Origin of the sequence: Halomonas nitroreducens (genome assembly GCF_003966155.1) — a bacterium.
Lineage (GTDB): Bacteria > Pseudomonadota > Gammaproteobacteria > Pseudomonadales > Halomonadaceae > Halomonas > Halomonas nitroreducens.
The window spans coordinates 15,212-37,538 of record NZ_RXNS01000005.1 but is presented as its reverse complement, the minus strand read 5'-3'; the positions used below and the strand labels follow the sequence as shown (position 1 = coordinate 37,538).

17 protein-coding genes are annotated in these 22,327 nt (G+C 69.3%); 2 read left to right on the top strand and 15 right to left on the bottom strand.

Annotation, left to right across the window (positions count from 1 at the left end):
* Nucleotides 1-8 precede the first annotated feature (8 nt).
* The 8 genes from EKG36_RS06505 to EKG36_RS06470 all read right to left on the bottom strand — a co-directional run bounded on the left by EKG36_RS06505 (nt 9) and on the right by EKG36_RS06470 (nt 12,514).
* Nucleotides 9-773 carry an MlaA family lipoprotein gene (locus EKG36_RS06505; protein ID WP_126482260.1) on the bottom strand — a complete coding sequence of 255 codons (765 nt, stop codon included), beginning with the start codon at nt 771-773 and terminating at the stop codon, nt 9-11.
* Nucleotides 774-815: 42 nt separating this feature from the next.
* A complete protein-coding gene (locus tag EKG36_RS06500; RefSeq protein ID WP_126482258.1) occupies nt 816-1,928 on the bottom strand; it encodes a beta-ketoacyl-ACP synthase III in 1,113 nt (370 codons plus the stop codon).
* Between the two features lie 63 nt (nt 1,929-1,991).
* Nucleotides 1,992-5,957, bottom strand: a complete 3,966-nt coding sequence (hrpA, locus tag EKG36_RS06495) for an ATP-dependent RNA helicase HrpA (protein ID WP_425459581.1) — start codon at nt 5,955-5,957, stop codon at nt 1,992-1,994.
* A 138-nt stretch (nt 5,958-6,095) separates the two neighbouring features.
* Nucleotides 6,096-7,457: an MBL fold metallo-hydrolase gene (locus tag EKG36_RS06490; protein ID WP_221766054.1), complete on the bottom strand. Its 1,362-nt coding sequence runs from the start codon at nt 7,455-7,457 to the stop codon at nt 6,096-6,098.
* 208 nt (nt 7,458-7,665) lie between these two features.
* A complete protein-coding gene (locus EKG36_RS06485; RefSeq protein ID WP_126482254.1) occupies nt 7,666-9,345 on the bottom strand; it encodes an AMP-binding protein in 1,680 nt (559 codons plus the stop codon).
* A gap of 99 nt (nt 9,346-9,444) precedes the next feature.
* Nucleotides 9,445-10,224, bottom strand: a complete 780-nt coding sequence (locus tag EKG36_RS06480; RefSeq protein ID WP_126482252.1) for a class II glutamine amidotransferase — start codon at nt 10,222-10,224, stop codon at nt 9,445-9,447.
* On the bottom strand, nt 10,217-12,058 hold the full coding sequence (locus tag EKG36_RS06475; RefSeq protein WP_126482250.1) for a vWA domain-containing protein: 1,842 nt from the start codon (nt 12,056-12,058) through the stop codon (nt 10,217-10,219). The genes EKG36_RS06480 and EKG36_RS06475 overlap by 8 nt, the downstream gene beginning before the upstream one ends.
* A gap of 9 nt (nt 12,059-12,067) precedes the next feature.
* The gene (locus EKG36_RS06470; RefSeq protein ID WP_126482247.1) at nt 12,068-12,514 is read right to left on the bottom strand and encodes a hypothetical protein; all 447 of its coding nucleotides are present in this window, start codon (nt 12,512-12,514) and stop codon (nt 12,068-12,070) included.
* Nucleotides 12,515-12,586: 72 nt separating this feature from the next.
* Between EKG36_RS06470 and EKG36_RS06465 the strand changes: the two genes are divergently transcribed.
* Nucleotides 12,587-14,701 (top strand): S9 family peptidase, encoded by a 2,115-nt coding sequence (locus tag EKG36_RS06465; protein WP_126482245.1) that lies wholly within the window; start codon nt 12,587-12,589, stop codon nt 14,699-14,701.
* A gap of 11 nt (nt 14,702-14,712) precedes the next feature.
* On the opposite strand, the gene EKG36_RS06460 is transcribed toward EKG36_RS06465, so the two are convergent.
* The 6 genes from EKG36_RS06460 to dnaX all read right to left on the bottom strand — a co-directional run bounded on the left by EKG36_RS06460 (nt 14,713) and on the right by dnaX (nt 19,669).
* Nucleotides 14,713-15,159 carry a YcgN family cysteine cluster protein gene (locus EKG36_RS06460; protein WP_126482243.1) on the bottom strand — a complete coding sequence of 149 codons (447 nt, stop codon included), beginning with the start codon at nt 15,157-15,159 and terminating at the stop codon, nt 14,713-14,715.
* A gap of 86 nt (nt 15,160-15,245) precedes the next feature.
* Nucleotides 15,246-15,548, bottom strand: coding sequence for a YcgL domain-containing protein (locus EKG36_RS06455; protein ID WP_126482241.1), 303 nt, complete (start codon nt 15,546-15,548; stop codon nt 15,246-15,248).
* The gene (gene rnd / locus EKG36_RS06450; RefSeq protein ID WP_126482239.1) at nt 15,545-16,675 is read right to left on the bottom strand and encodes a ribonuclease D; all 1,131 of its coding nucleotides are present in this window, start codon (nt 16,673-16,675) and stop codon (nt 15,545-15,547) included. Before rnd ends, EKG36_RS06455 begins: the two co-directional genes overlap by 4 nt.
* A 29-nt stretch (nt 16,676-16,704) precedes the next feature.
* The gene (gene recR, locus EKG36_RS06445) at nt 16,705-17,310 is read right to left on the bottom strand and encodes a recombination mediator RecR (RefSeq protein ID WP_126482237.1); all 606 of its coding nucleotides are present in this window, start codon (nt 17,308-17,310) and stop codon (nt 16,705-16,707) included.
* A 15-nt stretch (nt 17,311-17,325) separates the two neighbouring features.
* Nucleotides 17,326-17,652, bottom strand: coding sequence for a YbaB/EbfC family nucleoid-associated protein (locus EKG36_RS06440; protein ID WP_126482235.1), 327 nt, complete (start codon nt 17,650-17,652; stop codon nt 17,326-17,328).
* Nucleotides 17,653-17,704: 52 nt separating this feature from the next.
* Nucleotides 17,705-19,669: a DNA polymerase III subunit gamma/tau gene (gene dnaX, locus EKG36_RS06435; RefSeq protein WP_126482233.1), complete on the bottom strand. Its 1,965-nt coding sequence runs from the start codon at nt 19,667-19,669 to the stop codon at nt 17,705-17,707.
* 258 nt (nt 19,670-19,927) lie between these two features.
* Here dnaX and EKG36_RS06430 point away from each other — a divergent pair, with 258 nt between their 5' ends.
* On the top strand, nt 19,928-21,118 hold the full coding sequence (locus tag EKG36_RS06430; RefSeq protein ID WP_126482231.1) for a hypothetical protein: 1,191 nt from the start codon (nt 19,928-19,930) through the stop codon (nt 21,116-21,118).
* Between the two features lie 20 nt (nt 21,119-21,138).
* On the opposite strand, the gene EKG36_RS06425 is transcribed toward EKG36_RS06430, so the two are convergent.
* Nucleotides 21,139-22,185, bottom strand: coding sequence for an endonuclease/exonuclease/phosphatase family protein (locus tag EKG36_RS06425; RefSeq protein ID WP_126482229.1), 1,047 nt, complete (start codon nt 22,183-22,185; stop codon nt 21,139-21,141).
* Between the last annotated feature and the right edge of the window lie 142 nt (nt 22,186-22,327).

Below are 22,327 nucleotides of genomic sequence, written 5' to 3'. Positions count from 1 at the left end.
TCATGGCCTCATTCGGCGAAGGCGTCATCAAAGTCGGCATCATCGAAGTCGAACTCGTCACTGGCGAACGGATCCTCGCCCAGCTCGCCATCATTGACTTCGAAGCGTCGGCGCTGCAGCCAGCTGTCGCGGATGAAGCTGTAGCGATCCCCGCGAATCAGCCGCTCCTGGTCGAGAAGGCCCGCCCGCGTGTCGATCACATCCAGAGCACGCAGGGAAAGCCGTACCTTGTCCTCTTCAACATAGGTCAGCGGGTAGGTATAGGAGTCCACGGGCAGGCCGGCGGTATCCCGCACCGTGCTCGGCCCCAGCAGCGGCAGCACCACATAGGGCCCCTCGCCCACCCCCCAGACCGCCAGGGTCTGGCCGAAGTCCTCCTCGCGGCCCACCAGTTCCATGTGCGAAGCCACGTCGAATAGCCCCAGCACCCCCACAGTGGAATTGATCAGGAAGCGGCCGGTGGCGATGCCGGCGTTGCCGGGCTTGCCCTGCAGCAGGCTGTTGAGGGTGGTACGCAGCTCGCCGAGGTTCGCGAAGAAATTGCCCACCCCGGTCTCCACCGGATCCGGTGTCACGAAGCGATAGCCCTGTGCGGCCGGCTTCAGGGCATAGCGATCGAGGGTGTCGTTGAAAGCGAACACCTGCCGGTTGAACCCCTCCCAGGGGTCCTCCGGCTGGGCCTGGCGGCTGGTCGCCGTGGAGGCGCAGCCCGAGAGCACGGCCACGGCGAGCAGCGCCGCGGCGGCCTTCCGGCTCGGGAATGATGGGCTCATTGCGTCAGTGGTCTCCCTGCACTTGGTTCCTTGGTCCTTGCATCAACGTCGCCGTACCACGACGCTGCCGGCACTGTAGCCCGCGCCAAAGGAACACACCACCCCGACATCCCCGGCCTCGAGATCGTCGCGATGCAGGTGGAAGGCGATGATCGAGCCCGCCGAACTGGTATTGGCGTAGCGGTCGAGGATGATCGGCGCCTCGCTTGGCGCCGGCTCGCGGCCCAGCACGCGCCGGGCGATGAGGTCATTCATGTGACGGTTGGCCTGGTGCAGCCAGAGCCGACTGAGATCATCCCCCGACAGCGAGAGCGAAGCGAGGTGCTCGCCGATCAGCGCCGCCACCAGCGGGCAGACCTCCTTGAACACGCGCCGCCCCTCCTGGACGAAGAGCTTGTCCGCCGCCAGCGGGTCGCTGTCGGTGACGCGATTGAGAAAGCCCGCATTGTTGCGGATGGCGTTCGAGAAGCGGGTCACCAGCCGGGTGCCGAGCACCGTGAAGCGGGCCTCGGCAGTGGCCAGGGCATCGGCCTCGAGCACGATGGCCGTGCAGGCATCGCCGAAGATGAAGTGGCTGTCGCGGTCCCGGAAGTTGAGATGCGCCGAGCAGATCTCGGGGTTGACCACCAGGGCGCGGGTCGCTCCGCCGGCGCGAATGGCATTGGCCGCGGTCTCGATGGCGAAGGTGGCCGAGCTGCAGGCCACGTTCATGTCGAAGGCATAGCCGCCGGCGCCCAGCGCCGCCTGCAGCTCGACGGCCACGGCAGGATAGGCGCGCTCCAGGTTCGAGCAGGCGACGATGACCAGGTCGATGTCGCCGGCGGCAACCGAGGCCGCCTCCATGGCCTGACGGGCGGCGGCGAGGCCCATCTCGCACTGGAGGGACGGGCTGTCGTTGTCTCGCGCCGGCAGCCGGGGGCGCATGCGCTCGGGGTCGAGAATACCCTCGGCATCCAGCACGTAGCGGCTGTGGATACCCGAAGCCTTGACGATGAACTCACTGCTCGACGGCTCGAGGGTCGCCGGCTCGCCGGCCGCGCGTCGCCGCGCATTCTCGGCATCGACCCAGGTATTGAAGGCGCTCACCAGGGCCGCGTTGTCGACGGCATGGGGAGGGGTGAAGAGGCCCGTGCCGGTGATTACCACATCAGTCATACATCGTCTCCATGGGGCGAACGGGCCTGCCGCCGGGTATGGCGCGGGGCTCGATCGCAGCGATCAGGCCCGGCCGGTGAGTTCCGCCCAGCGTTTCTCGAGGCGCTTCGTGGAGACCGGCATCCGGGTTCCCAGCTGCTGGGCGAAGAGCGAGACACGCAGCTCCTCGATCCACCAGCCGAACTCGACCAGCGCCGGGTCCTCGACCTGACCACGGCGCTCGCTGTCGCGGCGGGCGGCCAGGCGGGCCTCGAAGTCCTGTACCTCCTGCATGTGCATCTGGTCGCGCATGCGTTCCCGGGGGGCCTTCTCAAGCCGGATCAGCGCGGCCTCCATATAGCGCGGGTATTCCGCCAGCCAGTCGCCCGCCGCGCAGACGAAGCCGGGATGCACCAGGCGCTGCATCTGGGCCTTGAGGTCACTGTATACCAGTGCCAGGGACAGGTTCAGGTTGCCCTTCAACGCCTTGGTCACCGCCAGGTGGCCTTCCAGCGCCTGCTTCAGGGTCGCGAGCAGCGCCTCGGCACGCGGCACCAGCTCGTGGCGGGCGGCCTCGAGGCGGGCCTCCAGGGCGTCACGGGAACGCGGCAGGGGGTCCGCCGCCACCACCTGCTGGAAGACCGCGGCCACCACGTCCTCGGTGAGCTGGCGCCGGGTGCCGACCTTGGCGAACAGCAGCGCGCAGGGCTTGAGCCCGGCCAGGCGCTCGATGGCACGCACCTGATCGGGCAGCCGAGCCATCGCCGCCCGGACCACCCCGCGGCGATGCGCCTCCCGGGCCTTGTCGGGATGGTCGAAGAGCTCGACGCGCAGGGCATCATGCTCCGGCACCACCGCCGGGTAGGCCTCGACGCGGATGCCGGCCTGGGTGGTGACCCGCGACTCCGGCAGCGGGGTCTCCGGCAGGGTCTCCAGGGTCGGCGCGTCACTGGCCTGCTCGGCCAGCGCCCGGGCCCCCGCCCCGGCCGCCGCTTCGAAGCGCTGCTCCAGGGCCCGGGCATCGCGTCCCTGGCCGAGCTTGCGGCCCTCGTGGTCGACCACGCGCAGATTCATCACCAGGTGGGGCTCGAGCTGGTCCAGGCGCCAGTCGTCGGGATGCAGGCGCACCCCGGTCTTGCGCCGCAGGAACTCGCCGAGCGCCTCGCTGAGGGGAGTGTCGTCGGGTGTCATGGCCTGCAGGGCGGCGTCCACCCAGTCGGGGATCGGTACCACCTGGCGGCGGATCGACTTGGGCAACGACTTGAGCAGGGCGATGCACTTGTCACGCAACAGCCCCGGCACCAGCCATTCCAGTCGCGCCAGAGGCAGCTGCGGCAGCATGGCCGCCGGCACCGTCAGGGTCACGCCATCGTCGGGGGCTCCCGGGGCAAAATGATAGCTCAGCGGATAGAGCACGCCGTTGAGCAGGAGCTCGTCGGGATACTGCGCCTGAGTGACCTCCTCGGCCTCGCGGGCAAGCAGCGCGCCACGGTCGAACTTGAGGATGTCCGGGGCCTCGCGTTCGGCCTGCTTGCGCCAGGCCTCGAAGCCCTTACCATTGACGATGTCCTCGGGAATCCGGGCGTCGTAGAAGTCGAACAGCGCCTCCTCGTCGACCAGGATATCGCGCTTGCGGGCGCGGTCCTCGAGGTCCTCGATCTCCTCCACCAGGGCCCGATTGTGGGCGAAGAACTCGCCGCGGGTGCGGTACTCGCCCTCCACCAGGGCCCGGCGGATAAAGAGTTCTCTCGACTGTGCCGGATCGATCGCCCCGAAATGCACCTTGCGCCGGGCGACGATGGGCAGGCCGAAGAGGGTCACCTGCTCGAAGGCCACCACCTGGGCACGCTTCATCTCCCAATGCGGCTCGCTGTAGCTGCGCTTGACCAGGTGGCCGGCCAGCGGCTCGATCCAGGCCGGGTCGATCCTCGCCACGGTGCGGGCGAACAGCTTCGAGGTCTCGACCAGCTCGAAGGCCATCACCCACTTGGGCGTCTTCTTGGCCAGCCCCGAGCCCGGGTGGATCATGAACTTGCGGTTGCGCGCCCCCTGGTACTCGCGATTCTCCAGGAAGTGGCCGAGATGCGAGAGCAGCCCCGGCAGCAGCGCCTGGTGCAGCCGCACGGCGCCCTCGCGGCGCGCCTGCTTGGCGGCCTCGCCGTCGTCATCGCCGGCGGGCAGCGGCGTCGGCGCCGGCACCTCGATGTCCATGTCACGCAGCAGCTGGCGCAGCTGGCGGAAGGTATCGTGCCACTCGCGCAGGCGCAGGTAGTTGAGATAGTGATCCTTGCACCAGCGACGCAGCCGGTTGCCGGAGAGTTCCTCGCGGGCGGCCTCGAAGCCGTGCCAGAGATTGAGCAGGCCGACGAAGTCGGAGTCCGGGTCCTGCCAGCGACGATGGGCCTGGTCGGCCGCCTGGCGCTTCTCGGCGGGACGATCCCGTGGGTCCTGGATGGCCAGCGCCGAGACTACCACCAGCACCTCGCGCAGCCCGCCCTGCTCGGCACCGGCCAGCAGCATGCGGGCCAGCCGCGGATCGATGGGGAGACGCGCCAGCTTGCGGCCAAGCGGCGTGATGCGCTGCCCCTCGTCCACCGCGCCGAGCTCGAACAACAGCCGGAAGCCGTCGGTGACGAAACGCGAGTCGGGCGGGTCGACGAAGGGGAATGCCTCGATGTCGCCGAGCTTCAGCGAGAGCATGGACAGGATCACCGAGGCCAGGTTGGTGCGGCGGATCTCGGGATCGGTGAATTCGGGTCGGCCGAGGTAGTCCTCCTCGTCGTAGAGGCGGATGCACACGCCCTCGGCCACACGGCCGCAACGCCCCTTGCGCTGGTCGGCGCTGGCCTGGCTGACCGGCTCCACCGGCAGGCGCTGGATCTTGGCCCGGTAGCTGTAGCGGCTGATACGCACCAGGCCGGGATCGATCACGTAGCGGATGCCGGGCACGGTGAGCGAGGTCTCGGCGACGTTGGTGGCCAGCACGATGCGCCGCCCGGCGTGGGAGGCGAAGACGCGGTTCTGCTCGGCATTGGACAGCCGCGCATAGAGCGGCAGGATCTCGGTGCCCTTGAGATCGGCGCGGCGCAGGGTGTCGGCGGTCTCGCGGATCTCCCGCTCGCCGGGCAGGAACACCAGGATGTCCCGGGGCCCATGGAACCAGCGCTTCTCGCGCTCCACGGCCTCGATCTCCTCCACCGCATGCAGGATGCCCTCCTGGAGGGTGCGGTCCGCCTCGTCCTCCGCGTCGCGGATCAGCGGGCGGTAGCGCACCTCCACCGGGTAGGTGCGCCCCGAGACCTCGACCACCGGCGCCGGGCGCGGCGTGCCGTCCGGGCCCGGCAGCGCGAAATGCTCGGCGAAACGGTCCACGTCGATGGTCGCCGAGGTGATGATCACCTTGAGGTCCGGACGCCGGTCCAGCAACCGCTTGAGGTAGCCGAGCAGGAAGTCGATATTGAGGCTGCGCTCGTGAGCCTCGTCGATGATGATCGCCTCGTAGCGGGTCAGATCCGGATCGTGGCGGGTCTCCGCCAGCAGGATGCCGTCGGTCATCAGCTTGACCAGGGTGGCGTCGTCGGTCTGGTCGGTGAAGCGAACCTGATAGCCGACCTGCTGCCCCATGGGCACCTGCATCTCCTCGGCCAGGCGATTGGCGACCGAGCGGGCGGCCAGGCGCCGCGGCTGGGTGTGGCCGATCAGCCCGCGCTTGCCGAGGCCCAGCTCCAGGCACAGCTTGGGCAGCTGGGTGGTCTTGCCCGAGCCGGTCTCGCCGGCCACCACCACCACCTGGTGGTCGCGCAGTGCCGCCAGGATATCGCCGCGTCGCTCGGCCACCGGCAGCTGCTCGGGGTAGTCGAGGTGCACCGGACGCCGGGCTCGCTCGGCCACTCGCTCCCGGGAGCGTTCGATGTCGCGGCGTACCTCGGCGAGTCCACGATCCACGGGCTTGCCCTGCCGGCAACGCCTGGCCAGACCGGCGAGACGCTTGCTCAGACGATGGGCGTCGCGCAGCAGCACGTCATCGAGCTCTCGTTCGAGCGTGTCCAGCGCCTGGCGATCGGAGGATGCTTGGTCGGATATGGTGGTGCTCAAGGAAACCTCATCGAGTGAAACACGACGCGATTTGCCCCGGGACACCCGGGGCAAATCGCCGATTATATCGCTCCCTGTCGAGGATGTCCGGGATCAGTCGGTAATGCGGCAGCCCACCGCCTGGCACGCCGCCATCGAGCCCAGGCAGTTCTCCACCTGGTCGAAGCCATGGCGCTTCAGGAGGGAGGCCGCGACGGCCGCGCGCTTGCCGCTGCCGCAGAAGGTCACGATCGGGATTCCCCGCGGCAGCTCATCGAGCCGGTCGGGTAGATGACCGAGATAGACATGCATGGCATCGGGCAGGTGGCCGGCCTCGTACTCTTCGATGCCGCGAACATCCAGCAGCACGAAGTCCTCGCCCTGCTCATAGCGTTGTTTCAGCGTCGAGGCCGCGATGGTGGGCACCACCGCGTAGTCGGCGCCACTCGCCTCCCAGGCCGTCATTCCGGGCGTCAGATAGGCCTCCACACGGTCATAGCCCAGCCGGTACAGCTCACGCAATGCCCGGTCGAGATCCGCGTCATCGTCCAGGACCAGTCCCAGCGGCGTGTCGTAGGAGACCAGCCAACCGATATAGCCAGGCGCCACTGCCGTGGGCATGGACAGGCTCCCCGGGATGTGCGCGCCACAGAAGGCCTCGGGCGTGCGCAGGTCGAGCACGGTCATGTCGTCACTGCAGCGCTCGGCGAACGGGCCGGGAGGCAAGGCGCGCGGCCGTGGCAGCGCATCATGCTCGACACCCCGGTCATTCAGGGCCTCCATGCGACGGAAATAGGGGGGCTGGTAGTGGTGCTCCTGACTCTTGGTCCGGATGAACGCGTTGCGGTCGAGCTGGAGCATGGGATTGCAGCGCCGCTCATAGCCGAGGGTGGAGAACTCGCGCTCGGCCATCCCGCTGCCACACACCGAGCCCGCGCCATGGGCGGGATAGAGCTGGACCCCATCGCCCAGCGGCAGCAGATTGTCGAAGAGACTGTCATAGAGCTTGCCGGCCATTTCCTCGCGGCGCTCCGGGTAGAAGTCCGTGCGCCCCACGTCCCCGATGAACAGCGTATCTCCCGTAAACACCGCCACCGGCGCATCGCCGAAATCGCGATCGGCCAGGGTCAGCGAGATACTGTCCAGGGTATGGCCCGGCGTTTCCAGCACCCCCAATCGGGCCTTGCCGATGTCGAAGTGCTCGCCGTCGGTGACCGGTTGCGCGTGGTCCACCCGCCCGGCCTGGCCATGCAACACTGTCGCCCCGGTCACCTCGGCCAGGCTGCGCGACCCCACGACATAGTCCTCGTTGCGGTGGGTCTCGAAGACATGGGTGATATTGGCGCCATGCCGCCTGGCGTTTTCGAGATAGACATCGATATCGCGCCGAGGGTCGATCACGGCGGCCGCCTGGCCATCAATCACCATGTAGGACAGGTGGGCGACGCCTTCCGACTTGATCTTCTCGATGCGCAACAGTCACTCCTTGGGTCGTCGACTGGGGCGGATGTGATGCCCCATGACTCGGACACTGGTAGCGCCGAGGCGTGCTTTCAATGCCGGCGCGACAACAGACCTCAGGCCCCGCGCCACTGGGACGTGTCACGCCGTCGGCGAAGGCGGCTTGCGGCCCCCGATGGCGCCCTGGACACGCTGGCGTCTTGGACAGCCCGTGTTGCCTGTCTCACGCCTCTGCCGTCTTCCGCGCATCCTCGTCGCGCAGCTGGCGCCGCAACACCTTGCCCACATTGGTCTTGGGCAACTCGTCGCGGAACTCGACGAAACGCGGCACCTTGTAGGCGGTGAGCTCGTTCTTGCACCAGCGGCGCAGCGTGTCGGCATCGAGGTCCGGATCCCGGGCCACCACGAAGAGCTTGATCGCCTCGCCGCTGTTGTCGTCCGTTACGCCCACCGCGGCGGATTCCACCACTCCCGGGTGCATGGCCACCACGTCCTCGATCTCGTTGGGATACACGTTGAAGCCCGAGACGAGGATCATGTCCTTCTTGCGATCGACGATACGGATGTAGCCATCATCCTGGAGGACCGCGATGTCGCCGGTACGGAACCAGCCCTCGTCATCGATGGCCTTGGCGGTCTCCTCATCGCGGTTCCAGTAGCCCTTCATGACCTGAGGGCCCTTGACGCAGAGCTCGCCGGGCTGGTCGCTGGGCAACGCCCGGTTGTCCAGGTCCACGACCTTCACCGAGGTACCGGCCACCGGCCGGCCGATGGTGCCGAGCTGGATGGCGTCGATGGGGTTGAAGCTGACGATCGGCGAGGTCTCGGTCAGGCCATAGCCCTCGGCCACCGGGCAACCGGTGACCTGCTCCCAGCGCTGGGCCACGGCCCGGGTCAGGGCCATGCCGCCGGAGATGGTCAGGTGCAGCGAGGAGAAGTCCAGCCGGCGGAAGTCCTCGCGGTTGCACAGGGCGTTGAACAGGGTATTGAGCCCCACGAAGCCGGTGAACCTGAGCGACCTCAGCTCCTTGACGAAGCCGTCCAGATCACGCGGATTGGTGATCAGCACCGTGTGGTTGCCGGTCTCCATCATGAACAGGCAGTTCACCGTGAAGGTGTAGATGTGATAGACCGGCAGCGGCGCGATGATGGTCTCCTCGCCGTCCGTCAGCCCCTTGCCGATCGCCTGGCGGGCCTGGAGCATGTTGGCCACCAGGTTGCGGTGGGTCAGCATGGCGCCCTTGGCGAGCCCCGTGGTGCCGCCGGTGTACTGCAGGGCGGCGATGTCCTCGGCCTCGCGCGGGAACTCGCGGTGCCCGTGCCCCGCCCCGCGCTTGAGGACGTCGCGGAAGGCCAGCGCCTTCGGCAGACGATAGGCCGGCACCAGCTTCTTGACGTACTTGACCGCCGCATTGATCAGCTGGCGCTTGGGGAAACCGTGCAGGTCGGCGAGCTGGGTCACCACCACGTGCTCGATGTCGGTGCGCTCGAGCACGTGCTCGAGCTTGTCGGCCATGTTGGCGAGGATGACGATGGCCCGGGCCCCGGCATCCTTGAACTGGTGGGCCATCTCCCGCTCGGTATAGAGCGGGTTGGTATTGACCACGACCATGCCGGCCCGCAGCGCCCCGAACACCGCGACCGGGAACTGCAGCACGTTGGGCAGCTGGATGGCGACGCGGTCACCGGGCTTCAGGTCGGTCTCGTGCTGCAGCCAGGCGGCGAAGTCGCCGGACAGACGGTCGAGCTCGCCATAGCTCAGAGTCTGGCCCATGCAGCTGAAGGCCGGCTTGCCGGCGAAACGTCGCACGGAGGCATGGAAGACATCCATCACCGACGAGTAGGCCTCGGTGCCTTCCAGCTCCGGGCCACTGAGGATGGCAGGGGTCACTTGCTCGCTCATGGCATTCTCCACACTGTGTTCGACCTGCCGGTCGATCCTTGTTGTTCTGAACCTACCTTATACCAGCGGCTTCCACGCTGTAAAACGAACGATTGAAACTTACGTTTGATAGCAGCCCAGTATCTCGCCATCCCGCCAGATCAGCAGTTCGCCGGGCTGCATGCGCACCCAGTCCTCGTTGTCGGTAAGGGGTTCGGTGGCGATCACCGAGACCACGTCGTCGGGAGTGGTGTGCTCGGCGAAGTTCACCGCCAGCTCGGCATCCGAGAGGCTCGCCTTGCCGAACGGCGCCCGCCGGGTGATATGCGCCAGCTTGGTGGAGCAGAAGGTGTAGAGGTAGTCGCCATCGGCCAGCAGCAGGTTGAACACGCCGAGTCCCCGCAGTCGCTCGCAGAGATCATGCAGGTGACGCCAGAGCTCGTGGCGGTCCGTCGGTGGCTCCGGAAAGCGTCGGCGCAGCTCCCCCATCAGCCAGCAGAAGGCGTGCTCGCTGTCGGTCCCGCCGACCGGCCGGTAGAAGGACAGCGGCAGGGTTTCCCAGCCGGCGAGCTGGCCATTGTGGGCATAGCACCAGGGCTGGCCCCACATCTCCCGGGTGAAGGGATGGGTATTGGCCAGCCGCACCTGGCCGACGTTGGCCTGGCGGATATGGCTGATCACGATATGCGACTTGATCGGATAGTCGCAGATCAGCCGGGCGATGGGCGAGTGCACCGACGGGTGCGGGTCGCGGAAGTCGCGATAGCCGCCGGCCTCGTAGAAGGCGATGCCCCAACCGTCGCGGTGCGGGCCGGTGCCGCCGCCACGATGCAGGAAACCGGTAAAGCTGAAGCAGATATCGGTGGGCACATTGGCGCTCATGCCCAGCAACTCACACATACGGTTCCTCCCGGGAATGGGGGCCGGTACGGCGGCGCAGGCGCCGCCAGAGGATCAGGCCAAGCAACAGGAGCAGCGCCAGGACCAGGCCGACCCACAGCCGCGGGTCCTGCCGGAAGCGGGCCGCCAGGCGCTCGAGACCGGGGCGACCGGCCTGCCACCAGTCGCGCAACCTGGCCGGTGCGGCATTGACGGCCTCGACGAAGCGATCGGCGATCGTGGGCTCGGGGCGGGCCGGGACGGCCCCTTCGTCCGCGGCACCGAAGCGCTCGGCGGCCAGGGTCGGGCCGGCCATGTCGGCCCGGCCGAGGCCCACTCGGGCGTCGGGGTTGAGGATCAGGCGCGGCAGGCGCAGCTCGCGGGTCTCGCCGTCCAGGGTGAGAGTCGCCGTGAGCAGCAGCGGCTGGCTCAGACCCTCGTCCAGCGGCGGCAGCGCCAGATGCCAGCGGCTCTCGCCCACCGCCTCGGCCTCGAGTCGCTCGCCGCGCAGGTCCCCGCGGATCTCGGTATTGTCGCGGTTGAGCCGCGGATGCTCGGCGGCCAGCACCACGCGGCCGGCGGCCGGGTCGTGGGCGACGCCGATGGCCGGCAGCACGTTCACCGCCTGGCTGCGCTGGCGCGCGAAGCCTTCGCCCTCGGCCCGGATCACCAGGCGGGCATTGCCGGTCAGGGCCGGGGCCGGAAGCCGGCCCCGAAAGCGCCCCTGGTCATCGCCCTCGAGGGTGACCGAGGACTGCACCTCGCCGTCGAGGTCGCGCAGGCTGGCCGTCAGGGTGGGAGCCTTCGGCAGGGCCTGGGCGTCCGGCGACCGGGCCAGCCAGGCCTCCACCGGCACCGCAAAGCCCCGATAGAGGGTGGCCGGCAGCGCCGCGGTACGCAGGTGCCAGGGCGAGCTCACGCTGATCCGGCTCTTCTCGCCCACCGGTCCCTCCAGGCGCCACTCCCCGGGAAGCGGGTCCGGGATGCGGATCAGGTCGAAGCGCGGCTCCACCTGCCAGCGCAGCGCATCGGGTGCCGTCTCGGCCTGGTAGCGACTGCCATCGGGCGCCACCAGGGTCAGCGGCGGCTCGCCGGGCTCGTGGAAGATCAGCGCGGAGAGACTCTCCACCCCGTCGTCCACCAGGAAGCGACCTTCCTCCAGCGGCAGCCTGTCGGCGGGGAAGATGCGCTCGATGATGTCCAGGAAAGCGCCGAGCAGTCCGTCCGGCGAGGTCGCCACGCTGGCCAGGCCACCGGTGCGCTGGGCCAGGCGCTCGACCAGGGCCAGGTCGGCCTCGTCGGAGAAGGCGATGGCATGGATGGCCACGCCCTGGTCGGCGAGCGCCGGGGCCAGTTCCTCCACCAGGCGCTGTCGGGAGCGGCGATCGATGGCCGGCTTGGCGCCCTGGGACGGCGACAGGTCGATGACACCATCGGTCATCAGGATCAGGTGGCGCCAGCCGTTGGCCTCGGCGTCGGCGGCCTGGCGGAGAGCGGCCTCGATGTCGGTGTACTGCTGGTAGTCCTGAAGCGCCGGCGGTAGCGACAGGGCACGTTCCCGCCAGTCCTCAGAGACCTCCCCCAGCGGCAGCGGGTTGTCGACCGTCTCGCCGAAGGTCCAGACGCCGGCGCTCACGCCCTCCGGCAACAGCGACACCAGCAGATCCATGGCGCTCGCCGCCAGTCGATCGGGATCGTTGCTGCGCATGCTGCCGGACACATCGACGACCACGCGCACGTCCGGGCGTTCTTCCGGCGCCTGCGCCGACGCCGTCGTCACCATGCCCAGCAGACAGACCAGCCCCAGCAGCACTGCCCCCGCGGCTCGCCTCCTGTACCTCCCCGCTCTGGCCATCGAGGTTCCTTAGCCGATCACCGGCTCCCGTCGCTCGTCGCCGCCCTCCTGGCGGCCACGTGCGCTTGATGCGTCCGCCTCGACACTCTCGTCATGCGCGGCCGGCCGCGCGGTGTGACGACCGCGACGCCACAGCAACAACCCCACCAGGGCACCGATGCCGGCCGCCACGGCGACCAGCAGCAAGGCCGGCGCCATGGCCCCGAGGTCACCCTCGAGGAAGGCCAGTCCGGCCACCACCACGGCGGGGGCGAGTCCGGTGTAGAATTCCCCCTCGTCCATCAGCGGCAGCCGAAAGCTCGCCGGTACCCACATCACCCCGGCAACCGCCCAGGTGATCACCAGGCGCGGCAGGCGCGGCAGGAAGGCCAGGCCCAGGTAGCCGGTCCCCAGGACCACCAGCGACAGCAGCGCGTAGCTCAGCCATAGTAGGGACATCGAATCCGAAATCAGCATCGGTACCTCGTCTTCACGGCCTCACTGGCCGCACGTTATTGAATTCACACTGAGTATGGTACATCTCGCACCATGAAAGCACAGCCACCTAGCGAGCGGGACCCCGTCCCGACGCCTCACGCGCCCTCCCCCGTTGAGCATTTCCGACGCCAGGACGATCCCCAATGGCACTGGCTGGAGAACCGCGACGCCCCCCAGGTGCGGGCGTTCCTCGAGGCCGCCAATGACCAGGCGCGTCGCTGGTTCGCCCCTCTGGATGACCTGACCGAGCGGCTCTATCACGGTCATCTGGCGCGCCGCGAGCTGGCCGTGCGGGGCCTGCCGACGACCCTGGACCACTATACGGTGTGGAGCGAGACGGCAGTGGATGCCGACCATCCGGTGTGGTGGCGCCACCCCAACGGCAAGCCCAAGGCCGCCGAGGCCTTCCTCGACCTGGAAAGCCGTTCCCGGGCGCACGCCTTCTACGAGGTCGGCGACATGGCACTGTCTCCCGACGAGGCCTGGCTGGCGTGGACGGAGGACACCCGCGGCGACGAGACCTTCACCCTCCAGCTCAAGCGGCTGCCCGATGGCGAGCCGAGGATACTGCTCGAGGGGATCGGCCCCGAGCTGTGCTGGGCGGAGGACGGCACCACCTTGCTGTTCACCCGCTATGATGCCACCCAGCGACCCGAGAGCATTTGGCGACTGTCGCTGGCCCTGGACGCCAGCCCGCCCTGCCCCAGCGACGACCCGGCCCTGGTGCTGCGCGAGGACGACCCGGAATTCTGGCTGGGGCTGGGCAAGACCCGCTCCCGGGCCTGGCTGATGCTGGAATCCGCCTCCAAGGACACCAGCGAGGTCCACCTGGTTCCGGCGCAAGCCCCGGCCACGCCGCCGCAGCTGTTCCGCACCCGGGAACCCGGCGTCGAGTACGCCGTCGACCACCGCCCCGGCCACTTCTACGTGCTGCATAACCGCCAGGCCGCGCACTTCTGCCTCGATCGGATCGACGAAGCCCACCCCGACACCGAGGGCGACCGGCTGATCGCCCATCGCGACGACACCACCCTGGAGGGCATCGATGCCTTCAGCTGGGGACTGGTGGCCACCGAGCGGGATCACCAGGAGGCCCAGGTGCGACTGAGGGTGCTCGAGTACGACGAGCGTCATGCATGCCGGCGCGACGAGCGCCTGCCGTTGCCCGAGACGCCCTGCAGCCTGGCCCTGGGCGATGCGCCTCACTTTGACACGCGGCGCCTGCGGCTGCGCGAGGAATCCTTCACCCTGCCAGTGACCTGGGCAGAAATCGACCTCGATGACGGCAGCCGCCGACAGCTCAAGCGGCAGCCCGTGCATGGCGACCTGCAGCCCGACCAGCTCGCCTGCGAGCGGCTCTGGGCGCGCTCCCATGACGGCGAGCGCATTCCGGTGTCGGTGGTGATGCGCGCCGACCTGGTGGGCCACCCGCTGCCGACCCTGCTCTACGGCTACGGCGCCTACGGCGAGGTCCTCGATCCCTGGTTCTCGGTGGCACGGCTGGAACTGCTGGCCCGCGGCGCGGCCTTCGCGGTGGCCCATGTGCGCGGCGGGGGCGATCGCGGCGAGCCGTGGTACCTGGCCGGCAAGCTGCAGCACAAGGCCAACAGCTTCCAGGACTTCCTCGCCGCCCGCGACGCCCTGGTCGCCAAGGGCGTCAGCGACGGCGAGCGCATCGTCGCCTACGGGGCCAGTGCCGGGGGGCTGCTGGTGGGGGCCAGCCTCAACCTGGCGCCGGAGCGGTTCCGCGCCGCGGTCCTCGACGTGCCCTTCGTCGACGTGCTGCGCACCATGGAGAACCCCGACCTGCCGCTGACTACCGCCGAGTACAGCGAGTGGGGCAATCCCCAGGATCCGGCGGCCCGTCGTCGCATCCGCGACTACTCGCCGCTCGACAACCTGCCCGATGCCCCCTGGCCACCGGTATTCCTCCAGGGCAGCTGGCACGACACCCGGGTGCCCTACTGGGAGCCAGCCAAACTCTATGCCCGTCTCACCGAGCTGGCGCTGGCCCACGACGGCCCCGAGCATCGCCCCACCCTGCTGCGCACCGACATGGAAGCCGGCCACGGCGGCGCCTCCGGGCGCTTCAAGAGCTGGCACGACAACGCCCGGCAGGATGCCTTCATCCTCTGGGCGCTGGGCGTGGAGAAACGGGATGCCTAAGGGCGCCGGGCTCAACCGTCGATGGGCAGGATGGCGATGATGTGGTCCTCGAGTTCCTCGTCGGGGACCTCGGCCTGGGACACGGCGAAGCTGCGCACGCTGATGCCCTTGCGGTGGACCCGGTCGGGGTCCCCGGAAATCAGCGGATGCCAGCCGGCCAGCTTGCGCCCTTCGGCCAAGCGCCGATAGGCGCAGGAGCCGGGCAGCCAGCGGAAATCATCGATGCGCTCGGGGGTCAGCTGCTGGCAGTCCGGCACCCTCGCGAAGCGGTTGTCGTAGTCGCTGCAGCGGCAGCTGCCGATATCCAGCAGCTGGCAGGCGACGTTGAGCACCGCCAGGTCGCCCTCGTCGTCCTGGAACTTGAGCAGGCAGCACTGGCCGCAGCCATCGCAGAGCGCCTCCCACTCTTCCTCGGTGAGTGCCTCCAGCGGGAAGCGTTCCCAGAAACGTTCTCTCATGCTCTCTCCTGCGCGGCGCGGACACCTCCAGCGGACCCGCGCGGTATCGGCCTCAATAGGCCACGCGTGAAATCGGGCGCGATAGGCTAATAGCGGGCCTCGGTGGGGGTGCGATAGAGATCCAGTAGATAGTCCTCCTTGGCCGGCGGCATCTGCAGGTAGAAGCCCTTGTCGTCGATGGCGGCCATGACCGCGCCGGCGCTGGTCCGGGCCAGAGGCTTGTCCGGGGTGAGGATCAGCGTCATGGCGGAAAGCGGCGTGCCGAAACGCTCGAGCAGCACCTCGGGCACATCCTCGAGGCCCCGGCGCTTGTCAACGTAGAGGTACATCTCGTCATGGCGCGAGCTCTTGAAGATCTCGCACAGCAGCTTGCCGTTCATGGTGGTCATGCGGGGTCCCCCGTCTGGTTCAGGGCCTGTTCCAGGGCATCGGCAAGCCGCTCGCCACGCCACCCGGTGGGCAGCGGCAGGGGTTTGCCGTTGAGCTGCGCAGTGGCCAGGGCCTCCAGCTCACGGCGACGCAGCAGCACTTCCGGGGCCACGCCCAGGGCCTCTGCCTCGGCGCCCACCGCCTTCTTCATGGCCTTGACGAGCTTCTTGAAGGCCGGCTCCATGGGCGACAGCGGCGCCGCCGGCAAGCTGTCGTCATCGGCATGGCGCGCCTCGCGCACCAGCGCCAGCAGGTTGTCGCCCTCGCGCTTGACCAGCGGCGGCTTGATGCCCTCCACCCCGGCCAGCTCATAGCGATTCTCGGGCATCCGCTCGGCGATGGCGTACAGCAGCTTGTCGCTGACCAGCCAGCTGCGCGGCAGGTCGCGGCGGCGCACCTCGCCCTCGCGCCAGGTGGTCAGCCGCCGGTAGGCCTCGATCTGACGCGGCGAGAGTCGCCACAACTGGCGCTGGCGCCGGTACCACTGGCCATCCGCTTCATCGTTGCGCGCCTGGGCGAGCAGCTCCGCACAGTCCTCCTCCAGCCACGCCAGCCTGCCATGGCGCACGAGCGCCTCGCGCTGACCGGCCCAGACATCCAGCAGGTAAACCACATCCAGGGCGGCATAGCGCTTCTGGGCCTCGGAGAGCGGCCGCTCCAGCCAGTTGGAACGCGTCTCGTCCTTGGGCAGGGTCTCGCCGACCCAGAACTCGACCAGCTTCTGGTAGCCCATGGCGGGCACCTCGCCGAGCAGCGACTGGGCGATCTGGGTATCCACCAGCGGCGCCACCGCCACGCCAGCCCAGTGGGCGAGCACCTCCAGATCCTCGCTGGAGGCATGCAGCAGCTTCAGCGGCCCCTCGGCCAGCAGGCGACGGAAGGCCTCGGTGCAGGCCACTTCCAGCGGGTCGACCAGATATGCCGGCCCACCGGCGCAGAACTGGATGAGCGCCGGCACGGGATGAAAGGTCCGCTCGCGGAAGAACTCGGTATCCAGGGCGACGACGTCGGCCTGGGCCACCTCGGCACAGGCCGCGTCGAGGGCCTCGGGGGTATCGATCCAGCGAATCTCGGGGGTCAGGGGCATGCGGGGTTCCGGAGGATGGTGGTCGGCGGTCACTCGCCCTGGAAGGGCAGGCGACCGGTGAAGGCACGGCTCAGGGTGCCGCCATCGACATACTCGAGCTCGCCGCCCATGGGCACGCCGTAGGCGAGACGCGACAGCGTCACGCCCTGCGGCGCGAGCTGGGCGGCGATGTAGTGGGCGGTGGCCTCGCCTTCCACGGTGGGATTGGTGGCCAGGATCACCTCGATGACACCGCCCTCGGCCACCCGGGCCTCGAGCTGGTCGAGGCCGATGTCCTCGGGGCCGATGCCGTCCAGCGGCGACAGGTGGCCATGCAGCACGAAGTAGCGTCCCTGGTAGCCGCCCGCCTCCTCGATGGCGAGCTGGTCGGCAGGGGACTCCACCACGCACAGCACGGCGTCGTCGCGTCGGGCGCTCTCGCAGAGCGTGCAGACCGGCGCCTCGGTCAGGGTCCGGCAGCGACGACAGTAGCCGACCTCCTCGAGGGCCACGCCGAGCACTTCGGTCAACCGCCGGCCGCCGTCACGGTCGCGCTCGAGCAGATGCATGGCCATGCGCTGGGCGGTCTTGGGCCCGACGCCGGGCAGTACCCGCAGCGACTCCATGAGTCGCTCGACCAGGGGGGAAAAGCTCATGCTGAGTCCACGTCGTCAGAAAGGCATCTTGAAGCCGGGCGGCAGGTTCAGCCCAGCGGTGGCCTCTTCCATCATCTGCTTGGAGCTGGCCTCGACCTTGCGTACGGCGTCGTTGACCGCCGCGGCAAGCAGGTCCTCGAGCAGCTCCTTGTCTTCCTCCATGACGCTCGGGTCGATATCGACCTTGATCACATCGTGGCGGCCGTTCATGGTCACCTTGATCATGCCGGCCCCGGCCTCGCCCTGGACCTCGGCCTTGGCGACCTCCTCCTGGGCCTTCTGCATCTTCTCCTGCATCTCCTGGGCCTGCTTCATCAGGTTGCCCATTCCACCCTTCATCATGGCGGTATCCTCTCGATTGAATGATCGTGCATCGGGTCGTGGTGATGACCGGTCAGGGGCGTGCCGCCGCGTCGGCGGGCTTCACGCTGGCCTCGATCAGGCGCGCCCCGAAGGTCTGCTGCAACTTCTGTATCTGCGGGTCGGCCTGCAGGGCTTCAACCGCCTGGGCGTGTCGCTCGGCGGCAAGGCGGTCGGCGCGCTGGCGAGGCGTCTCGATCCCCTCGGGCAGGGGGCCGTCGGCGATGGTCAGGCGGCGCTCGACCCCCGCCGCCGCCAGGGCCTCGCGGATACGCGACACGTGGACCTCGGCCTGCATGGCCGCCTGGGAGGGATCGAGCCGAAGCGTGAGTTCGCTGCCGTCGTCCGCTTCGACCACGCAATGCGCCGCCAGGTTGCGAGTCAGCCCCGACAGACCGAGGGCGTCGAAGCCCTCCAGCCAGGCCGCATGGCTGAGTTCGCCCGTGCCGGCCCCGCTCGCCAGGGCCGGCTCGCTGCTCGACGTCGCGACGGGCGCCTCTGGTGGCGCCTCCGGGGACGGCGGCTCGGCAGCCGGGGCCTCCGCTGGGCTCGGCTGCACCGATGGCGGCGTCGCCTCGGCGGGCTCCCAGGGCGGCGGTGGCTCGGCTGGCAGGGCGCCGGGCGCCGGGTCCGACGCAGCCGGTGGGGTCACGGAGGGTGACGGCGAGCTCGATGGCCGGGACTGGGGGGGCGGCGAGACCACGTCCGTGGCCCCGGGTGACGGCTCGGCCGGGGCTGGAGCCTCCGGCGATGCCTCGGCGGCCGGTGCCCTGGCGGCCGCCGGCGCGTCGACCTGGGGCGCCGCCGGCGCACCGGTCGCGTCCTCGCCCTGGCTGGCCGGCGGCGTGCCGGGATCGCCGCGCAACGGCAGCGGCGTCTTGGCCGGCTGGGGCACGCCCTGAGGCCGGAAGGCCAGCATGCGCAGCAGGGTCATCTCCAGGGCGGTGCGCAGATCCGGGGCATGGGCCATGTCGCCGCGCCCCTGGATGCCGATCTGGTAGTAGAGCTGGATATCCTCGGCGGTGAAGCGGCCGGCCAGGGCCAGCAGCGAGTCGCGATCGCCGTGACCGTTGTCCAGGGCCTCGGGCACCATCTGGGCGATGGCCAGACGGTGCAGCACGCCGGTGACGTCATCGAGCACCGCCGCGAAATCGGGCCCCTGCTCGGCCAGGGCCGCCACCTCGGCGAGCACCCGGGCGGCGTCGATGTCGGCCAGGGCCTCGATCAGTGCCAACACATGACGGTGGTCCAGGGTGCCGAGCATGGCCGCGACGTCGGCGTGGCGCACCTCGCCCTGACCAAAGGCGATGGCCTGGTCGGTGAGGCTCATGGCGTCGCGCATGGAGCCCTCGGCCGCCTTGCCCAGCAGCCACAGGGCAGACTCCTCGAAGGGTACCGCCTCGGCGTCGAGGACCGTGGAGAGGTGGCCAACGATCCGCTCCGGCGGCATGTGCTTGAGGGTGAACTGAAGGCAGCGCGATAGCACCGTGGGTGGCAGCTTCTGCGGATCGGTGGTGGCCAGCAGGAACTTCACGTGGGGCGGTGGCTCTTCCAGGGTCTTGAGCAGCGCATTGAAGCTGCTGGTGGAGAGCATGTGCACCTCGTCGATGAGATACACCTTGTAGCGCCCCTGGGTGGGCGCGTACTGCACGTTGTCGAGCAGCTCGCGGGTGTCCTCCACCTTGGTACGCGACGCGGCATCGACCTCGATCAGGTCGACGAAACGCCCCTCGTCGATGGCCAGGCAGCTGGGACACTGGCCGCAGGGGGTGGAAGTCACGCCATCGTCGCCCTGCCCCGCCGCGGTGCAGTTCAGGCACTTGGCCAGGATCCGCGCCAGCGTCGTCTTGCCCACGCCGCGGGTACCGGTGAACAGGTAAGCGTGGTGCAGCCGGCCCTGGTCCAGGGCATTGACCAGGGCACGCTGGACATGCTCCTGACCGACCAGTTCATGGAAGGTACGCGGCCGCCACTTGCGGGCCAGAACCTGATAGCTCATGCAGCTCGGAATCCTTGCAGCTGGGCTGGCTGGCAGCCGAACACGGTAGCCTCGCCGACGCGAGACTCGCTCGCCGACAGGCCCGGGGAAAAGTGACTTCATTCTACCGGGTGGCGGCCGGGGCGCAAAGGCCGGGGACTCTGCCGTCCCAGAAGGCCGCTCCGGGCGGCTTGCGCCGTCCCCGCCGGCGCGCCACAGTGATCGCCATCGCCGCGGGCCCCGCTCCCGCCCCTTAGACACCACAGGCAAGACACCAAGATGGACAGACTCTCGCCCCGGTCGCGCACGGCCATCCTCTGCCTGATGGCCGCCGCCATGGTGCTGATGTCCTTGCGGGATACCGCCGATCGCCGCACGGAGGCCTATGTCGAGGCCGCCATGGCCCAGGCCCTGGCGGCCTTCGCCACCGCCCGCGCCCTCAATGGCGGCATCTCGGTGCTGCAATCCACCGAGGTGGGCGTCGGGGTGGCCAGCACCCAACCACTTGAGGTGCTCGACCCGCTGAACGACATGGTCGAGGACTACGCGGACATCATGCAGCTGTCGATCGGCTCCCTGGTCACCCAGAAGGTGCTGATCGAGATCGTCTCCACCGACCTTTTCAAGCTGCTGCTGACGCTGAGCGGCCTGTTGCTGGTCCTCAGCCTCGTCCTGCGCCGGGGACGCCATGCGCCGTTCTTCCTCAAGGCCTTCCTGCTGGCCGCGCTGGCCCGCTTCGTGCTCGTCGTCGCCATGTTGCTCAACGGGCTGGTCGACCAGGCCGTCATCGACGCCCGGGCCGAGAGCAATATGGCCACCGTCGACGGCCTGGCCCATGACATCGCTGGGCTGGAGGGTCGCGCGCCCCTGGGCGAGCGCTCCCGGGACGCGCTCGAGCAGCGCCTGACGCGGCTCGAGGCGGACAGGCAGCGCCTGGCCGCCGAGCGGGCCGAGGGCCAGCAGCGCCTGGCGGCAGCCAGGGCCGCCGTGGACCGGGCCAGTGCCGACCTGGCCCGCCACGAGAGCCAGCTAGGGCTCGTCGAGCGGCTCAACCTCTTCCGCCGGGATGACGCTCAGGCGCGCCTGCAGCGGCACCTCGAGGCACGGCGCGAGCGGCGGGACGAGAGCCGTGAGGCACAGCGCCGCCTCGCCGATCGATGGGAGCGGCTCGAGGCGGACATCGCCGCGACTCATGAGGCCCTGAGTGGCGAGCCGGACGAAGGCTGGCTGTCCGGCCTGACGGCGCGGCTCGCCTCGCTGCGCAACGCAACGAGTCTCGAGGCTCTCTCCGGCCGGGTGGAGGCGTCAGTCACCGCCATGCTGACCCTGATGGCGCTGTTCCTGTTCCGGACCCTGCTGCTGCCCCTGGCCATGCTCGTCCTGCTGCTCAAGGGCTTCCGGCTGATCTGGCGGCTCGACCACCGCCGCTGGCTCGGCCGGCGCGCCGGGCCGTCCCGGGGCACGAGCTGAGCGTCGCGGCCCCGAGGCCCTCAGCGATCGCACAGCCGGCCGCTGCCGCGAATCTCGTCGAGCCGAGCCTCGGCGATGCCGCGGATGCGCGTCAGCTCGGTGGCATCGTGCCAGGGACGGCCGGCGACGATGGCCGCGGCCCGGGCCGGGCCGACGTGGGGCAGGCCCTGCAACGCAGCCGGTGAGCTGGCGTTGAGGTCGATGCAGTGGCCCGCCATCACCGCCGCGTCATCCTGACCGGCCAGGCTCGCCAGCCGACCACCGTGCAGGGCCAGGTAGACCGGCGCGTGGTCCGAGACGCGCTTCCGGGCGCGGTGATGGCCGAGCCCCACCAGGGCGGGATAGCGGACCACGCCGAGGTCGGCGGGACTCAGGCGGTCCGGGCGATACCAGATATTGTCGTAGCGACTCGCGTAGCGCCCGTCGGCCTCGGACAGGGTGGTCGCCTGGTCGGTGATGGCCGGCACCGCCCCCAGCGCGCGCAGCGGCGCCCAGGCCGGGTGGTCCGGCGGCAGGTTGAAGTCGCCCATCAACAGGCGGGGGGTGTCGGGATGCGCCTCGGCGAGCCACCGCCAGTAGTCGGCCAGGGCGGCGATCTCCGGCAGGCGGTCGTCGGTGCCGTCGCCGTAGACCACGTGCACCGAGGCGGCCACGAAGGCCTCGCCGCTCTCGCGATCGCGAAACCGCGCCGAATAGGGTTCCCGGGCGAACACGTCGCCATGGTCGAGGAACACCACCGCCCCGTCGAGGTACTCGACCTCGGCCTCCCGCCACAGGAAGCCGTAATGCTCCCGATAGCGGCCACGCCCCAGGGCATGGCTGGCCATGGCCGACCAGGGCTCGCCCGAGGCGGCCTCGAGGGCCTGCTCCAGTTGCCCCAACGCCGCCGGGTCCATCAGCTCCTGCACCGCCAGCAGGTCGAAACGGTCGGCCACCCGGGCGACCAAGTCGACGCGCTTGCCGTTGTTCCAGCCCAGGTGCTCGATGTTCCAGCTGCCGACCACCGCGTCGGCCCTGGCCGATAGCGACAGCACGACGAGAACCGCCGCCATGACGAGACGTGGCATGCTCTTCCCCCGACAAAAGGCGCCATCCTGCAGCGCAGCATCGGGCAGTGCAATACCGGCAGGGAGCGTTGTCGGCCCGGCAGGGCCACGTCGGTCTGTTAGGCTGAAGGCGCCTCAGGGGCCATGCCACCAACGGAAGGGA

Excerpts from the sequence above, each read along its gene's own strand:
- EKG36_RS06505 (WP_126482260.1), bottom strand. The coding sequence starts at position 773 with ATGAGCCCATCATTCCCGAGCCGGAAGGCCGCCGCGGCGCTGCTCGCC.
- EKG36_RS06500 (WP_126482258.1), bottom strand. The coding sequence starts at position 1,928 with ATGACTGATGTGGTAATCACCGGCACGGGCCTCTTCACCCCTCCCCAT.
- EKG36_RS06485 (WP_126482254.1), bottom strand. The coding sequence starts at position 9,345 with ATGAGCGAGCAAGTGACCCCTGCCATCCTCAGTGGCCCGGAGCTGGAA.
- EKG36_RS06480 (WP_126482252.1), bottom strand. The coding sequence starts at position 10,224 with ATGTGTGAGTTGCTGGGCATGAGCGCCAATGTGCCCACCGATATCTGC.
- EKG36_RS06475 (WP_126482250.1), bottom strand. The coding sequence starts at position 12,058 with ATGGCCAGAGCGGGGAGGTACAGGAGGCGAGCCGCGGGGGCAGTGCTG.
- EKG36_RS06470 (WP_126482247.1), bottom strand. The coding sequence starts at position 12,514 with ATGCTGATTTCGGATTCGATGTCCCTACTATGGCTGAGCTACGCGCTG.
- EKG36_RS06465 (WP_126482245.1), top strand. The coding sequence starts at position 12,587 with ATGAAAGCACAGCCACCTAGCGAGCGGGACCCCGTCCCGACGCCTCAC.
- EKG36_RS06460 (WP_126482243.1), bottom strand. The coding sequence starts at position 15,159 with ATGAGAGAACGTTTCTGGGAACGCTTCCCGCTGGAGGCACTCACCGAG.
- EKG36_RS06455 (WP_126482241.1), bottom strand. The coding sequence starts at position 15,548 with ATGACCACCATGAACGGCAAGCTGCTGTGCGAGATCTTCAAGAGCTCG.
- rnd (WP_126482239.1), bottom strand. The coding sequence starts at position 16,675 with ATGCCCCTGACCCCCGAGATTCGCTGGATCGATACCCCCGAGGCCCTC.
- recR (WP_126482237.1), bottom strand. The coding sequence starts at position 17,310 with ATGAGCTTTTCCCCCCTGGTCGAGCGACTCATGGAGTCGCTGCGGGTA.
- EKG36_RS06440 (WP_126482235.1), bottom strand. The coding sequence starts at position 17,652 with ATGATGAAGGGTGGAATGGGCAACCTGATGAAGCAGGCCCAGGAGATG.
- dnaX (WP_126482233.1), bottom strand. The coding sequence starts at position 19,669 with ATGAGCTATCAGGTTCTGGCCCGCAAGTGGCGGCCGCGTACCTTCCAT.
- EKG36_RS06430 (WP_126482231.1), top strand. The coding sequence starts at position 19,928 with ATGGACAGACTCTCGCCCCGGTCGCGCACGGCCATCCTCTGCCTGATG.
- EKG36_RS06425 (WP_126482229.1), bottom strand. The coding sequence starts at position 22,185 with ATGCCACGTCTCGTCATGGCGGCGGTTCTCGTCGTGCTGTCGCTATCG.